Origin of the sequence: Niallia sp. FSL W8-0954, from assembly GCF_038005605.1 — a bacterium.
Taxonomy (GTDB): Bacteria; Bacillota; Bacilli; order Bacillales; family Cytobacillaceae; genus Niallia; species Niallia circulans_A.
Genome location: NZ_JBBOTN010000001.1, coordinates 458,320 through 474,813, shown reverse-complemented (window position 1 = coordinate 474,813; position 16,494 = coordinate 458,320). Strand labels below are relative to the sequence as shown.

The window sequence follows — 16,494 nt, the reverse complement described above, 5'->3', positions numbered from 1 at the left end:
ATTACTTAGAATGAGAGGCACGATCAATAAATGTACCTGCAAAATCAATTCTTTCTAGGGCGTTTCTAATTTGCACTTGGGCAATTTTTGACGAAGGTTTAATTACAAGAACATCCTTAAAACCTAAGCTAGAGTAAAATTGCATTGTTTGTTCTAACTGAGGTACCACCTTTGATGGAACAGGCGTTTGATGAGTACCATCCACGACAAAAGTATAATCCTTTTTAGATACTTTACTTATCGTATCCTGTAAATCAACCATATACCCCTCTGCGTCTTCCTCTCTCATCAATCCATGTACCTGGACACGTACTTCTTTTGAGTTTTCATCTATTTCCATTTTATACTTCTTTTTGTCTACAACAATCATCTCAAATCTCCTTTTCTATTAAGTTTCTATAGTTTATGTTTTTTATTGTTCTCCACAAGTCCAAAGCAAAAATAAATAGCTATCCTAGACATACATAAATAGGGATAGCCAAATAATTGCTTAAAGTATACCTGGCAACCCGACTATCATTATCCAGAAGGATTTTAGACTCGTAGCTTTGCGTCCTTACCTTTCGATAAGTTTGCCTTTTTCAATTTCAGGAAAACAATAGTACTAATAGCATATATACATATTACTATTCCATTATAAGGAACTTGTCATTTTTTGTCGATACCAGTATTTTTTCTTCACATAAAAGAAACAAAAAATAGGTCTAATTACCTTGTTTTTTCCAAATGATAATATTTGAAAATTCTCTCTCTTTACGTATATAGTTAAATTGTATAATAAACTCAATAAAGGAGTGGCGTTATGGGATTGAAAAGGAATTGGGCAGGGAATTTTCAATATAGTGCAACTAACTGGCACGAACCAGAATCAGTGGAGGAAATTCAACAATTAGTTTTAAAATTAAAAAAGCTTCGTGTAATTGGAACTCGTCACTCATTTAATAGCATCGCTGATTCAGAGGAGAATATCGTCTCTTTGCAAAAACTGAATAAAGTTATTGCTATTAATAGCGAAGAAAAAACAGTAACGGTAGAAGCAGGAATGAAGTATGGAGATCTTTGCCACGTGCTTCAGCAGCATGGCTATGCCTTACATAATCTTGCATCCCTTCCACACATTTCGATTGCTGGAGCTTGTGCTACAGCAACTCATGGTTCAGGTAATAGCAATCAAAATTTAGCTGCTGCAGTTTCCGCTATGGAAGTCGTTACAGCGGACGGTTGTATCATAACTTTTTCAAGAGAAAAGTCAGAAGAGGAATTACATGGTGCAGTCGTTGGATTAGGAGGAATTGGTATTGTTACAAAACTCACCTTAGATATTCATCCAAGTCATCTAATGCGGCAAGATGTTTATGAAAATCTTCCATTTGCTCAAACAGCTCATCATTTTGACACCATTTCTTCCAGTGCTTATAGTGTCAGTCTGTTTACAGATTGGCAGGACGAAACATTTAATCAAGTGTGGTTAAAGAGTAAGCTGACAGATGACCAGACTTTTTCATTAGGTGATGACTTTTACGGAGCAAAAGCAGCCAAAGAAAATCTTCATCCAGTACGAGGAGTCGCTGCAACTAATTGCACGGCACAGCTTGGTGTTCCAGGAGATTGGCTTGATCGCATGCCACACTTCCGGATGGACTTCACTCCAAGTAAGGGACAAGAGCTGCAAAGTGAATATATATTCCCGCGAGAGCATGCTTATAACGCTCTTTGTGCCCTTAGTGAAATACGTGAATACATCGCACCCCTTTTATTTATTTCGGAAGTGCGGACAATTGCGAAGGACGAACTGTGGTTAAGCCCATCCTATAAACAGGATTCCATCGCTATTCACTTTACTTGGCAAGATAAGTGGAAGGAAGTTCAGCAAGTACTCCCGTTAATCGAATCCAAGCTCGAGCCTTTTCAGGCAAAGCCACATTGGGGGAAGCTATTTACTACCGCCCCTTCCAAAATACAATCGCTATATGAAAAAATGCCCGCATTCCAGCAATTACTTATTAAGTACGACCCACAAGGTAAGTTTCGCAATACTTTTATGAATAAGTATATTTTTAACGAACATAACTGAATCCGTTTACAATAAAATCCCGCTAGGTTGCTTCTAAACTAAAAAGAAATGGGTGCTTAATCTATTGCTCCCATTGCTTTTTAGAAAATATCAAATTTTTCATGCTAAATCTCAATAATAATCGGAAGAATCATTGGCTTTCTCTTTGTTTGATTAAATAAATACTGGCCAACCGATTTTTTAATATTTTGTTTCATTACATTCCATTTATGAATATTCTCTGATTGCAAGTCATTGACAGTCTTTTTGACCAAACGGTTTACTTCCTTCAGTAATTCATCAGAGTTACGGGCATAAACAAATCCCCTCGTAATCGTATCTGGGCCAGAAATAATCTTCCTGTCGCCCTTGCTGATGGTAATAATAACAACAAGCATCCCATCTTCCGATAGCTGCTTTCGATCTCTTAACACAATATCGCCAACATCCCCAACACCCATCCCATCTACATATGTGTCTCCTGCTGGGACAAAGCGTGTTTGACGGGCTACTCCATTTTTGATATCGACAACTTCTCCATTTTTAATAATAAAAGTATTTTCTTTTTCCACTCCCACTGATTCTGCTAATATTCGATGATGGTAGAGCATACGAGATTCTCCATGAATGGGAATGAAGTAGGTTGGTTTCATTAAGGTTAACATTAACTTTAGATCTTCTTGATAGCCATGACCAGAAACGTGCATACCGGTTGTACTGCCAGAACCATAAATTACTTTTGCCCCAAGTTATAATAAATTATCTATGATTTTAGAGACGTCTTTTTCATTTCCAGGGATTGGAGATGCTGCTAGAATAACAGTATCCCCCGGATATATTGTAACATCGCGAAAGTTCCCACTTGCTAAACGTGACAAAGCAGCCATTGGTTCTCCTTGACTACCTGTACAGAGAATGGCAACTTTCTCTGCTGGCAGTTGGTCTACTTGACTGACATCAATTAACATTCCCTCCGGCATATGAAGATAGCCACGTTCTATAGCAACGTTCACCACATTTACCATACTGCGGCCAAGCAATGCTAATTTACGATTCGTTTTTATAGCAGACTCTACTACTTGTTGTATTCTATTAACATTCGAAGCAAATGTCGAAATGAAAATTTTCCCATCTGCTTTCATAAAGGCTTCATCTAAATGAGAACCAACCATTTGTTCAGAAGGAGTTAACCCCTTTCGTTCTGCATTTGTGCTCTCTGATATTAATGCTAAAACTCCCTGCTGCCCGATTTCCGCCATTTTATGTATATCAGCATATTGGTTATTCGCCGGGGTTAAATCAAATTTAAAGTCACCTGTGTGAACAATATTTCCTTCTGGGGTGTGGAAAACAACTCCAAGACAGTCTGGGATACTGTGACTTACCTTAAAAAAGGAAACTTGCACTTCTCCAAACTCTAGCTTGGAGCTAGAATCAATAGTTATTAATTTTGTCTCTCCGTTTAGCTTATGCTCATTGATTTTAAGCTCTATTAAACCTAAGGTAAATCTTGTAGCATAAATAGGAATGCTTAATTTCCTTAGAATATAGGGGATTCCACCAATATGGTCTTCATGACCATGGGTAACGATTAAAGCTTTAATTTTATCCTGATTCTCCTCCAAATAGGTTATATCTGGAATTATTAAATCAATACCCAATAAGCTTTCATCAGGAAATTTTCCTCCACAATCAATAACAAAAATTTCATCCTCATATTGAACGACATACATATTTTTTCCGATTTCATTTATTCCGCCTAATGCAAAAAACGACAAAGCATTCTCATCCACTTTCATTATTCTCCTCCTTAGCACACTAAATATTGTTATTATTTCTTTTTTATTTAGCTTTCATGCAAAAAGAAGAGAAACACATCTATTGCTTAAGAAACTTTAAAGAAAAGGCTCCTGCAGAAAAAGAAAAAACCCCAATAAGGGGTCTTAATCCAAAATTCACTATTTTAAGTTTTTTATGCCAGTTTCTAATACTTCCATTTGCCATAACGTTTGTTCGTCTGTTATGGTCTTATCTTCCCCATTTATAATCGCTTTGTATAAATCATCATACACTCTTCCATAATCGCCGTTTACCGATTTCACTGTTTCTTCATGGATTGTCCCTTCATCATCAATGTAGGTTAATACTCCATAATGTTTTATCGTATCTATCCCGAAATCTTTATTATCCGGCATGTAAAATAATTTTAAATGTTCCTCTTGACGATCTTTTGTTTCTTTCACAAAACATCCCTTTTTTCCATGAACGACAAAGCTAGGTCTTTCTTTCAATCTAAAATAACTAGACTTTACAGACACTTTCATCTTCCCATAATATAAATCTAAATCAAAATAATCATTCATTCTTCCTTGTCCTAATAATTGCCTTACATCATAATGAATATGATCAGGTTTGCCAAAATAGCTGATGACTTGATCAAGCGTATGGCAGCCATGTCCATATAAAAATGACTCCGCAGGATTAAAGGTCTGTGCAGATTCTGGCACTTCCGGACGGTAATAATCGTAGTGCATTTCCACTTCCAGCAAATCCCCTAGTTTTCCTTCTTCAATGACCTTTTGCACAGTCAGAAAATCACTGTCAAAACGTCTATTTTGATACGCCTGCACAATTAAATTCTTCTCTTTCGCCAATGCAAATATTTCTCTGGCCTGTTCGGCAGTTTCCATAAAAGGTTTTTCAACTAAACAGTGTTTATTATGTTCTAGTGCTAATTTAGTGTATTCAAAATGACTGTCATGTCTTGTGCAAATAACAATTAATTGAATGTCTTTATCATTTAATAATTCATTTAAATCAGATGTATAATTGACTCCTGCAATTCGATCCCAGCTTTCACGCTTTGGATTTCTTTGGTAAATTGTTTTTACCTTGATATTCTCTCTTTGTAATACAAACGGCAGATGATATCTGTTTGTGCTTTTCCCATTTCCAATATAACCAATAGTAAGCATAGCAGCCTCCTAAAAATTTATTTATTATACTATTTATCCCATTTTTCTTCCTATTTGTCATGTGAAAAGCACCTCCTAAAAAAATCATACTAGGAGGTGCTTTTCTCTTTTATATTGTCTTACTTACATTAAGTGAATTAGGTGGAATACAATACCTACCACGAATAAGCCAAGAATCATAACGATTGGAGAAACTTTCTTTCTAAGCAGCCACATACAAAGAAGTGTTAACAATAATCCAGCTAAACCAGGAATTAAGCTATCTAAGTTGCTTTGTAATGTAGTTACTTTTATTGGATCTAATGAAAGACCAGCAGCTTGCTGTTCCAAGGCGGTCTTAATCCCCTCTGCTCCAGCAGGTAATTTATCCCAATCAATATAAGCACCTTCATCAAGCTCTACTGACGATACAACAGGGGTAAATTTGACCGATACCCACCGGTTTACGAGTGCACCGAGGATAAACATCCCGAGAATCGATGCCCCTTTTGTAATGTTTTGTAGCAACCCACCAGATAAGTCATCCGTAATTTTTGAACCAGCTTTGTAGCCAACTTCTTGTGTATACCAAGTGAATCCCATGCGGATAAGGTTCCAAGCAAAGAAGTAAATAATTGGTCCAAGAATATTACCAGTTAAAGCAAGAGAAGCAGCCAAAGCACCAAGGATTGGCTTCACTGTAAACCAGAAAACTGGATCTCCAATACCAGCTAATGGTCCCATCATTCCGACTTTAACCCCTTGAATTGCTTTATCATCCACTGGTGCTCCATTAGCACGCTCTTCTTCAAGTGCTAATGTTACACCAAGAATAGGTGAAGCCACATAAGGATGTGTATTAAAGAACTCTAAGTGACGTTTTAGTGCTTCCGCACGATCTTCTTTTGATTTATATAATCTTTTTATAGCAGGAATCATGGCAAATGCCCAACCACCGTTTTGCATACGTTCATAGTTCCAAGAACCTTGAATAAACGTGGAACGCCACCAAACCGAAATACGATCTTTTTTTGATAATTTAAATGCTTTTTCCATTTTCTGTCCCCTCCTTCTTAGTAATTATCGATAATATCGCCTAGTGGATCACCAGTGTTCCCATTTCCGCCATTACCAGAACCGCCTTTGTTAGAAAGCGCAAGATAGATAAGAGCAAGAGCCACACCGATAGCCCCAAGACCAATAAGTGTAATTTGTGAAACAGTCGCTAATACGAAACCAATCGCAAAGAATGGCCATACTTCTTTTGTAGCCATCATGTTAATAACCATTGCGTAACCAACAGCTACAACCATTCCCCCACCGATTGCTAAACCGTTTGTCAACCAATCTGGCATTGCTGTAAGTAAGTCACTCACAGGACCTGCCCCAATAGCGATAATTAATGCAGCTGGAATAGCAATACGTAATCCTTGTAAGATAATCGCAAAAATATGCCATAGTTCAACTTTTTTAATGTTTCCTTCTTTCGCCGCCGCATCCATCAAATGCACCAATCCTGTTGCAATTGTACGAACGATGATAGTTAATAATAAACCAGCAACTGCAAGTGGAACTGCAATCGCAATAGCAGAAGATACACCGGCATCTCCTTGACCACTTAAAACTAAAATAATGGCAGATGCAACTGATGCTAGTGCAGCATCCGGTGCTACTGCAGCCCCGATGTTCGCCCAACCTAAAGCGATCATTTGAAGGGTACCACCTAAGATAAGACATGGTACTAATTCTCCTGTAACTAAGCCGATTAACGTACAGGCAATGATTGGTTGGTGAAAGTGGAATTCATCCAGGATTCCTTCAACACCAGCTAAAAACGCTACAATAATGACTAATAATATTTGAATCATATTTAAATCCATGTTTATTAATCCTCCTTTTTCTTTGATATTCGGATTATTTTCGTCTATTTAATTCATCTTGTGCTTTCTTGATTATTTCATCCATATTACCTTTTGAATCATTCGGAACTTTACGTACATCAAAGCTTAAACCAGCTTCTTTTAACTTCGCAAATGCATCAATATCGTCTTGGTTAAAAGCTAACACCTTATTCGGCTGAACTTTACCAGGTGAGTGTGCCATAGAACCTACGTTGATTGTCTTTAATGGAACACCACCCTCAACTGCTCTAAGAGCATCTTGTGGATTTTCAAATAGTAGTAAAGCGCGTTGACCACCAAAATGTTGATCATCTTTTGCAAGTTCGATCATTTTTTTCACTGGAACAACATGTGCTTTTACTCCTGGAGGAGCAGCCTGTTGGATTAATTTCTTACGAAGTTCATCCTTCGCTACTTCATCAGAGACAACAATAATACGGGTAGGCTGTGTCGTTTTTGTCCAAGCAGTTGCTACTTGTCCATGAAGTAAACGAGAATCAATACGTGCTAACACATATTCAAATTTTCCAGGAGCACCTGCACTTGCTGGCTGAGCAGTCGTATTAGCAGCTGTTTCTGCTGGTTCTAAAGCTTCAGGTCTTACTTTAACTCCTTCTTTAGCTGTTCCTAAAATATGTGCGGCAATTTCATGTGCAGTGTTCATTGTAAAGCGTGATGCATAAGCTTCAATCAACATTGGTAAGTTCATACCAGCAACAATTGCCCATTTTTCATTATGTTCTTCAAACAAGCTATTGGCTTGGTTGAAAGGAGTTCCACCCCAAAGATCAACTAAGAATAGTACTTCGTCTTGGTTATCGAAAGAGGCGATCGCTTCTTGCATTTTTGCCTTTACATCTGCAGGTCCTTCGCTTGGCATCAATGTAACAGCTTTTACATTTTCTTGCTCTCCGAAGATCATTGCTCCAGATTGCAAGATACCACTGGCAAATTCACCATGACTAGCAATGATAATTCCTACCATCTTTTTACCTCCCATTATTATTTTTACAGCTATCAAGCTGCATTTTTCCAACTCATCTAAAGCGATTACATAAAAGCGATTACAGTGTTTGATAAAAATAAAAAAGGCATGAGTAAAAAGTCGATTTAAATGAAGTTATAGGTATAGAATGCCCCTATTCCCTTCATTCAATCATACTTTTTTACTCATGCCTGATCGAATCAGTAACACGTAAAATAATGACGATAGTTATTCAATTTATTCTGTAAACGCTTTAAACGGAGTAATTAATATCCTTCTGCTTCACTTTAGTAAGCTTGCAAAAAAATTATAGCACACTGGATTTTCTCTTTCAATAGGGAAATTATTTTTTTTGATTCCGCTATCATTTTCTGAAACCCTCTCTCCCAAACAATGCTATGATTCTTTAATTGCAATAGTTTTTTCCTCTATCCATTCTACTGCGGATCTATTATTTTTTCGACTTACCCTTTAATCCGCGTTTAATAACATCAAAGAAACTCAACGATTGAACCATACGCTTCGGATCAACGTACTCACGAATTGTCCGTAAAACTTTTTTCGGGTCTTTAGAGGAAAATGTATATGTCCCATTTCGCTTCGTTTGGATAGAATAACGCGGAATCCATTTCCCCTTGAACATGATAGAAGCAATTACATAATCCACCTCTTCCCAAGGAATCTGGATAAACTTGCGAGCATCACGGCTATTAAAGAATTCAAAGCCCTTGTCCCCAATCATAATCTTCCCATATTCTGAGATTCCTGTGTGTGAGGTTGCGTTCATAACTAAATCGACTTTTGTATTAATTGATTGGACCATTTGTTTACTCCATTTCTATCTTTTAATACTAATAATTATACGTCTTTTTTTGCTTTAAGCAAATACTCTGGGAGAGTTCACATTATCTTCAGAATTTGGATTGAGTAATATAGAAGATGTTATATCTATCGGAGATCTCTCGTATTAATAGTCTAGTATTTTATTAGTAAAAACTTGAATAGTCTAAACAGAATTGACTTATTAGGAAATATAAAATAAGGAACAAGTGGATAACACCTGTTCCTTAGCTATTTATCTCCAAATATCTTTTAATACCCAATAAGTAAAATCAATTACTTGTGCTTCGCCATTTTCCAGAAAAAGTTCTACACCTAATCTTTCCTCCTTTGGATATATTCGACTAGTCATTGATACCTCTCCATCATTGGCGAATATCTCTATAGAGGATCGATCAATAAACACCCTGAGAGAAAGTAACTGGTCTGATTTAAGCATTGTACTTCTAATCCCATCTTCCTCCTTACCAGACTTTGAACAATCCAATACTAACTTTTTATTCTCTTTTTGATACATGATGGTTGTCTTTTCTTGATTGATCCCACAAATTTTTAAGCCGACAGCCTCAGCTGATGTTTTTGCCAAGTCAAACTCTACTCTCAATTCAAGTAGATCCTCTTTTATTTCAACGAAATAAACACTGGATAAAATATGATTTTTACATACAGTTCTCTCTGCTTCCCGCAATAAAGTTAACTCTTCAACAGGATACATTAAAATTTTATTATTTTCCCCTAATTTTAGTTCCCTTGGCAGTGTTAACGCTCCACACCATCCATCTTCCTTCGATGGCATGTTTGACTCCCACATATCCATCCAACCAATGGAGATACGGCGACCTTTATTATCCAGGAATGTTTGAACAGCATAAAAATCATGTCCATTATCCAACTCAATAAAAGCACCGTGTACAAACTCATTTGTTTCGTAATTATATTCACCCACCAAATATCCTGTTTGAAATAAATTATTATATAAATCTCCTTTTGCTTCTATCCCTTGTGGCGAAAATAATAAGACATACTTTCCGTCCAGTTCAAAGAAATCAGGACACTCCCACATATATCCAAGAGTTCCATCGCTTTCAGCCAAAACACCAAGATACTCCCATTTTCTTAAATCTATTGATTTATAAAGAACTGCTTTTCCAATATCCCCTTTTCGAGTACCTAATACCATATACCAATAATCCCCGTGTTTCCACACTTTCGGGTCGCGAAAATGCCCGGACCCTTCCTCTGGATGCTTTGTAATCACTGGATTTGCAATTTCCTTTGTAAAATGAATACCATCAGTACTTGTCGCGATACATTGTGATTGATCAAGAATATCTTTTTCTTGATCAATAAAGATATTCCCTGTATAAATTAATGTCAGGATCCCGTTATGATCAACTGCACTTCCTGAAAAACAACCATCTTTTTCATAATCTTCTGTTGGAGCAAGAGCAATCGGCAAGTGTTCCCAGTGAACCAAGTCTTTACTTTTCACATGCCCCCAATGCATAGGCCCCCAATTTTCATCATATGGGTGATGTTGATAGAATACATGGTATTCTCCCTTATACTGTACTAATCCGTTAGGATCATTTATCCAGTTTGCTGGAGCCATAATATGGTAACCTAAACGATAACGATTGTTGATTTTTTTCTTTGCATTTTGAAGAGCTTCTTCCGCTTGTAACAGTTTATCAATTGTTTTCATCTGAAAAGCCTCCTAACTAATCTCTTTCAAATTTTTTGAAGTTTTATTGACTATGTTTTTATCTGAATTTAATAAAGTAAAAATTGAAATAGTGGAAAATAAAAGTACTGAAATTCCCATAATGATATACGATTGACGGAAGCCAATACTATCATATAAATTACCCGCTACAGGCGACAGAATCGAAGCACCAACTTGTGACGAAAATTGGAAACCAACTAAATATAACACAGATGACAAGCGTGTATCGAAGTTTGCTGCCAAATATTTAAAGATTGCAATTAACATGATTGGCAGTTCAACTGCATGAATCAATTTCATTGCTGATATTCCGATTGGTCCTGCAACTAGCCCCGAACCAACAATTCGGAAAGCCATTAAATAACCCGCTAAGAGTAAACTTTTTTTCGGTCCAAGCTTATTTACAATAAACGGAGCAAGGAACATCATTCCTGCCTCTAAAAAAACTTGGAAGGAATTTAAGTATCCAAATACTTGATTTCCTAATTCCTTTGTTGGGAATAAAGATGAATAATAAATTGGAAACTGCTGATCATAAACACTATAAACACAGGTGACCCCAATTACATACATCATCAATAACCAAAAGTCCTTTAAAAGAAACAATTGTCCAACATCTTTTAATTTTACTGAATCTGCTCTTTCCATCTCCTGATTTGAAATTTCAACTTGTACCGAAATAATGATGGCGACTAAGATTATAGCTGAGACAGAAGCAATCCAAAAGTTGATATTAGGATTAATATTAAATAATTGGCCAGCGAAAAAAGTCGCTGCCGCCCAGCCTAAAGAGCCCCACATTCTTGATTTCCCATATTCAAAGTTGTACTTACGTCCTACTTTTTCAATATACGATTCAATTGCTCCAATTCCTGCTAGAAAGGCAGAACCTAGGTAAAGTCCCCCTACGATTGCACCCACCATTACATTGTATTGTAATAATGGCCCATAAACATAGATATAAAAAGGTCCAACAAATACAAGTAATAAACTAATGAAAAATAAGATGTTTTTCTTTAAGCCAATTTTGTCTGAAATATATCCATATAACGGTTGCATACACAAAGCAAAGATAGCGTTTACAGAAAAGATAATACCTGTTTCCGCCCCATTTAAATTAACCTCTTGCCCTAACCAAATTGAAAATAAGGAATAGCTGGATGACCAAGTGAAAAAGAAAAAGAAAAAATATGCACTTAATTTCCAATAAAGACTTTTTGAACTCTTCATTTTCATATCTCCTTTACAGTAATTTAGAAAAACAAACCCAAACAAATACTGAAAGCACTTTCAATGATCATTCTATGTCAACCGGTTCCATATGTCAACCCGTTGACATAATAAACAGAAAAATAATCTACTAAACAATCTTTTAAGCTATTGTTCCTTTTAGTACTTTTACTGGAAGCTTTATTTGAATAGAGGATCCCTAAATTCGCTTTCATTTTTACCTCTATAAACATTAATACAAGAAATAAAGTTTAATAAATTCCAAATGTATCTTTTAAAAGAAGAAGTTCTCTTTAATCTAAATAAATAAAATAATTGTAAAACTAAAAATTATATAATAACATTCAAACAAATTTGAACGTTAAAGGAGTATTGAAGGATGTCCTCTACAAATTTATTATTGATTAAATCTTACGATCAATTAAAAGCGATTAGTGATCCCTTAAGAATAAGAATCTTTTCCGAAATAACAAACCAATCCAAAACGGGGAAACAAATTGGGGATATTTTAAATATCCCTGCCCCTAAGGTACATTACCATTTAAAGGAACTTGAAAAAGTTAAGATAATATATATTGAAAAAACGGAATTACTAAATGGGATTGCACAGAAATTTTATAAGACTTATGGAACAGATATTGTTATCGACCAAAAGCTTTTTCCTCACCTCAATGAAATGAATGAATCAATTAGAACTTCAATATATTCAATTTTGTCAAATGCAAGAAATGAGGCAATTGTTGCTCCCGAGGAATCATTTTCAATATCTTCAGGAGAATATATGGATTGGCCATTAATTTCTATTCAAACAAAAGTTAATATTAATCGACAACAGTTTATGAAGTGGAAAAAAAAGTATCATAATCTTTTAAATGAATTAGCAATTATGGAAAATACGGACCAAGAAGATATAAGCACTTTTTATATTTCAAGTGTAGGTTTCGAAGTAAAAAAGGAAAAAGGTGAATTTTAAAATGATATCCTTATTTAGAAACTGGAGGTTTACACGATTATTTTCCGGAAGAATTATAACTAATATGGCAGACAGTATCTATTATATTGCAGCAATGTGGTTAGTATATGAATTAGGAGGATCAGCATTTCACACTGGATTAGCAGGCTTTTTAGCCTTGTTACCACAAGCAATACAATTTTTAGCAGGTCCATTGGTTGATCGTTGGTCTTTAAGAAAAATCCTATTTATTACTCAGCTTGTTCAAGGCATACTTATAGCTATTATTCCGATTGCGCATCAATTCAATTATTTAAATGTAACTACAGTACTAATTATAATTCCTTTGATATCTTTGCTAAATCAATTCGCATACCCGGCTCAAACAGCTGCTTTACCTTTGATATTAAAAAAAGATGAATTAGTTAAAGGTAATTCATTATTTAGTTTTGCTTATCAAGGCATTGATATGGCTTTTAATGCAATTGCGGGTATACTAATTTCATTATTAGGAGTAGTAACGTTATTCATTATAGATTCCATAGTATTTTTTATTGCTGCCGTATTATTTTTATCAATTAGAATTTCTGTTAATGAGGATCCAGATGTCTTAATACCAGATAATAAACAAAGAAAACTGAAACAATTACTTAAGAATTATTGGTTAGAATTAACTGATGGATTTAAATTTGTTTTTGGTTCTATCATTGCTAAATTATTTGTATCGATAGTTGTTGCAAACTTTGCAATTGGGGCGACCCTTGCTATTTTACCAGTATACGGTGAATACCTTGGTGGTTCTGAGACATATGGATATTTAATGGCAGCATTATCAGCAGGAACATTAATAGGAGCTCTATTGGGGAGTATTATGGGAAAATTCCCTTTAGGTACTCTGACAATTATAGCATTTATTATAGGATTTTGTTTTTGGATTAGTTCCATCTTTATGCCTTCAAAAACTTTATCTATTATATTGTTTGGTTTTGCTTGGATACCTTTAGGTGTAACCAATGTTGTCATGAATTCAGCTATATTAGGAATGATTCCACAGAAATTGGTTGCGAGAACTATTACGGTTGCAGCTAGTATCGGGACTTTAATGATGCCTATCGGTTCCCTTTTAGGCGGTTACGTTGCTACAATTCTTGATATTACCCTAGTCTTCGGATTATTAAGTTTTGGATTTTTATTCATATCAATTTTTTGGATTTTAAATTCTACATTAAGGAAATTGCCACAGCCAGTTAAAATGAATGCTGAAGATTATGGATTACATGTAAAAAATCAAAAATCCAACTTAGGCTAAATAAACCAACTATAGTCTAGAAGTTCTCGTCAACATACTTCTTTATTGATCATCTCTTACTCTCCTTTCTGCGGATAAGCTTTGTACTGTTCATTTAAGTTGTTTTTGTATAAAATTTACTTTCTATTAAAATAATTACAACTTATAATGTATTTAAATCTATACTAAGGAGAAAGAAATGAATTATGAAAACATCTACCCCATGCCCTAACTGTAATAAATCTCTTACAATCGAACATTTTGAAGATTTCCCATCACCATTTAATATGAAATGCCCGCATTGTAAGGCTAAGTTAAAAGAAACAAAGATGACACCAATATTAATTTTAGTAGCAATAATCATAATTCCTCTCTTTATTTTACTTGGTGTCACTGTCAAAAACTTTTTAACTAACTTCTTTCCTATTGCGGAAAAAATCCCCACAGCAATAATTTTCCTAGCATTTTGCTATCCCGTTTATGCTTTATATGAAGCTTTCAATGCTGTTATTATCTTTAAAGGGAATCTCCAATTAAAAAAACGTCAGTAATAATAGAAGCGTGAATTCTCTCACGCTTTTTGTATTAAATTAGAGCTTTTCTTTTCCGATTGCACAGCTGTTATCTACTTTCCTTACGTTTAACTATTAGCTTTCGTCCATCACATATTTCCGTATCTAATTCTTGTTAATTTCATGAAAACGATGTCTTCATTTTCTATATCAAACTAAAACACCATACTCCCACGACATCGTCTAAAACCTTAGCCAACTTTACTCCTCCTTGCTTCACTTTAGTTATCTGTTTTCACTTCATGTCGAATCTTTTAGTTTTTTGTGGAATTCTATTCCTTTAATAATTCCAGTATTTGATATACCATAAATATACTTATTACGTTTGAAAGGCGGTGAATTCATGAAAAAAAATCTCTTGAAAATTCAATGGTTTTTGGATTAATTTTCTCTGTGTCATCACCAGTATTTGGTTCAGATGTGAAACCAATGATTTCTGACTGTGGTGGTTCAGAACATCCAGTTCCGTGCTGGGCTTATTAAATTTTGTACAGTAATACATTGGAACCTTTATTGATTTACTTTTATGAAACAATTATGCCTTTCCTTCTCTCCCTCCCGAAGGATTAAAAATGATGATATTCCTTGATGCAGCCAAAAGCTCGAATATCCAAATGACTATGTAATTTTCTTAATTCTTGCCTATACCTAGATTGCGGGCTGGAGGATTATAAGCCTTTAAGTGGAAAGGTATTGACTTTGAAGAACATACCATTAACGCCAGCTATCCACAAACGATTAACCCTCATTCATTAAGATATCACACTTCTTTTAGCAGAAGCAGGAAATGAATTACTTCAAATCATGGACCGGTAGGAACATACACATTACTAATGACAGAAAAAAAAGAAGCCTCTCAAAAGCTTGGTGAACTGATGAGAAGCCTATAAAGTGATGGAGTTTTTCCATCACTTTTTATTCCTTATAAATGTTCTATTCTTTAATGAAATACTATTTTAGCATGTCAAAAATCCAGTTACACAACTGTTGAGATGTTAAAAGCTCTATAAATATAGTGGTCAAGGTGCTACCAATTCAACCTTAATTCTATCCGGATCTTCAAAATAAACCGCGTAATGTTTTTCCCCTCCTGCATAAGGATGCTTATCGGTATAAAAGATTTTAACACCTTTTTGTTCTAACTTTCTTGTCATATCGTCTATTTGTTGACGAGAACTTGCGTGGAATGCCAAATGGTTTAGACCTACCCGACATCTATGGTAAGGTGTGTCCATAAACCGTTCTTCTGCTTGTACGAAAACAATATATGTCTCTCCGAGTTTCCAGCTATGTCCACTTTCCCACGATTGAAAAGACTCATATCCTAATTCCTCTAAAAACCACCCCCAAAAGGTGATTGAACTTTTCAAATTTGAAACATATATTTCAATATGGTGAATAAGACCTTTTGACAATGGATGGCCTCCTTTTCTAATCTATATAGATTATTTTATCAGATAATTTAGAGCTACAATTATAAAGGTATAAAAATCCCACTATCTACACCACTGTAAAAATCCTCCCCATTGAAAAGGAACGAGAGAAAGAACAGAAAGCTGAGGAAGAAGAAAAGTTAAAAAGAAACAAGAGAAACTTGTTTATACAGCGGAAAATGTAAAATATTGATAAGTTACTATTACAACTATGGATTCTAAAAATTATGACTACATTCTGATTTATGTGAATGGACTCTGTAAAGAACCACACTGATTTAAAAAAAGAAAAATTCGCAAATGAGTGGGGAAATAAAATAAAAAATAGTGTAACCGCTAAGCTTTATGGCATTGAATTACTTCAAATCATGGATCGGTTGGGACATACAGAAGATGAAATAACTACACAAGTTTATCTTCACATTACTAAAGACAGAAAAAAGAAGCCTCTCAAAAGTTTGCGGAACTAATGAGAAGCTTCTAATTTCGGAATGTTGGCACCTTTTTGGTGCCTATTAAGACATACTAGCCTGTAAAACCTTGATATAATAAGGTTTTAT

At 35.1% G+C, this 16,494-nt stretch carries 14 protein-coding genes, 1 pseudogene and 1 riboswitch; of the genes and pseudogenes, 5 read left to right on the top strand and 10 right to left on the bottom strand.

What is annotated here, in order from left to right:
* Position 1: 1 nt before the first annotated feature.
* Entirely contained in the window at positions 2-370 is a 369-nt protein-coding gene (locus NX902_RS02480; protein ID WP_047943348.1) for a hypothetical protein, read from the bottom strand.
* A gap of 130 nt (positions 371-500) precedes the next feature.
* A riboswitch (cyclic di-GMP riboswitch) is annotated at positions 501-587 on the bottom strand.
* A gap of 215 nt (positions 588-802) precedes the next feature.
* Here NX902_RS02480 and NX902_RS02475 point away from each other — a divergent pair.
* Positions 803-2,074 (top strand): FAD-binding protein, encoded by a 1,272-nt coding sequence (locus NX902_RS02475; protein ID WP_163187744.1) that lies wholly within the window; start codon positions 803-805, stop codon positions 2,072-2,074.
* 104 nt (positions 2,075-2,178) lie between these two features.
* Here NX902_RS02475 and NX902_RS02470 read toward each other — a convergent pair.
* From NX902_RS02470 to NX902_RS02435, 8 genes and pseudogenes are all read right to left on the bottom strand, one after another.
* Positions 2,179-3,852, bottom strand: a pseudogene (locus NX902_RS02470) (ribonuclease J).
* Positions 3,853-4,011: 159 nt separating this feature from the next.
* A complete protein-coding gene (locus NX902_RS02465; RefSeq protein ID WP_095332950.1) occupies positions 4,012-5,028 on the bottom strand; it encodes an oxidoreductase in 1,017 nt (338 codons plus the stop codon).
* 123 nt (positions 5,029-5,151) lie between these two features.
* Positions 5,152-6,063, bottom strand: coding sequence for a PTS system mannose/fructose/sorbose family transporter subunit IID (locus NX902_RS02460; protein ID WP_047943344.1), 912 nt, complete (start codon positions 6,061-6,063; stop codon positions 5,152-5,154).
* Positions 6,064-6,080: 17 nt separating this feature from the next.
* Complete coding sequence (locus NX902_RS02455) at positions 6,081-6,887, bottom strand: PTS mannose/fructose/sorbose transporter subunit IIC (RefSeq protein ID WP_047943343.1); 807 nt, start codon at positions 6,885-6,887, stop codon at positions 6,081-6,083.
* Positions 6,888-6,921: 34 nt separating this feature from the next.
* A complete protein-coding gene (locus tag NX902_RS02450; RefSeq protein ID WP_095332948.1) occupies positions 6,922-7,893 on the bottom strand; it encodes a mannose/fructose/sorbose PTS transporter subunit IIA in 972 nt (323 codons plus the stop codon).
* A gap of 451 nt (positions 7,894-8,344) precedes the next feature.
* On the bottom strand, positions 8,345-8,716 hold the full coding sequence (locus NX902_RS02445; protein WP_095332946.1) for a DUF956 family protein: 372 nt from the start codon (positions 8,714-8,716) through the stop codon (positions 8,345-8,347).
* 252 nt (positions 8,717-8,968) lie between these two features.
* The gene (locus NX902_RS02440) at positions 8,969-10,429 is read right to left on the bottom strand and encodes a sucrose-6-phosphate hydrolase (protein WP_172859860.1); all 1,461 of its coding nucleotides are present in this window, start codon (positions 10,427-10,429) and stop codon (positions 8,969-8,971) included.
* A gap of 21 nt (positions 10,430-10,450) precedes the next feature.
* The gene (locus NX902_RS02435; RefSeq protein WP_123260038.1) at positions 10,451-11,689 is read right to left on the bottom strand and encodes an MFS transporter; all 1,239 of its coding nucleotides are present in this window, start codon (positions 11,687-11,689) and stop codon (positions 10,451-10,453) included.
* 379 nt (positions 11,690-12,068) lie between these two features.
* Between NX902_RS02435 and NX902_RS02430 the strand changes: the two genes are divergently transcribed.
* The 3 genes from NX902_RS02430 (at position 12,069) to NX902_RS02420 (ending at position 14,480) form a co-directional block, all read left to right on the top strand.
* Complete coding sequence (locus tag NX902_RS02430) at positions 12,069-12,662, top strand: helix-turn-helix domain-containing protein (protein WP_163187740.1); 594 nt, start codon at positions 12,069-12,071, stop codon at positions 12,660-12,662.
* Between the two features lies 1 nt (position 12,663).
* Entirely contained in the window at positions 12,664-13,950 is a 1,287-nt protein-coding gene (locus tag NX902_RS02425; protein WP_163187738.1) for an MFS transporter, read from the top strand.
* Positions 13,951-14,135: 185 nt separating this feature from the next.
* Positions 14,136-14,480 carry a hypothetical protein gene (locus tag NX902_RS02420; protein WP_163187736.1) on the top strand — a complete coding sequence of 115 codons (345 nt, stop codon included), beginning with the start codon at positions 14,136-14,138 and terminating at the stop codon, positions 14,478-14,480.
* Between the two features lie 1,040 nt (positions 14,481-15,520).
* On the opposite strand, the gene NX902_RS02415 is transcribed toward NX902_RS02420, so the two are convergent.
* Positions 15,521-15,916, bottom strand: a complete 396-nt coding sequence (locus tag NX902_RS02415) for a VOC family protein (protein WP_163187734.1) — start codon at positions 15,914-15,916, stop codon at positions 15,521-15,523.
* A 269-nt stretch (positions 15,917-16,185) separates the two neighbouring features.
* Between NX902_RS02415 and NX902_RS02410 the strand changes: the two genes are divergently transcribed.
* The gene (locus NX902_RS02410; protein ID WP_341160529.1) at positions 16,186-16,404 is read left to right on the top strand and encodes a hypothetical protein; all 219 of its coding nucleotides are present in this window, start codon (positions 16,186-16,188) and stop codon (positions 16,402-16,404) included.
* Positions 16,405-16,494: the final 90 nt, after the last annotated feature.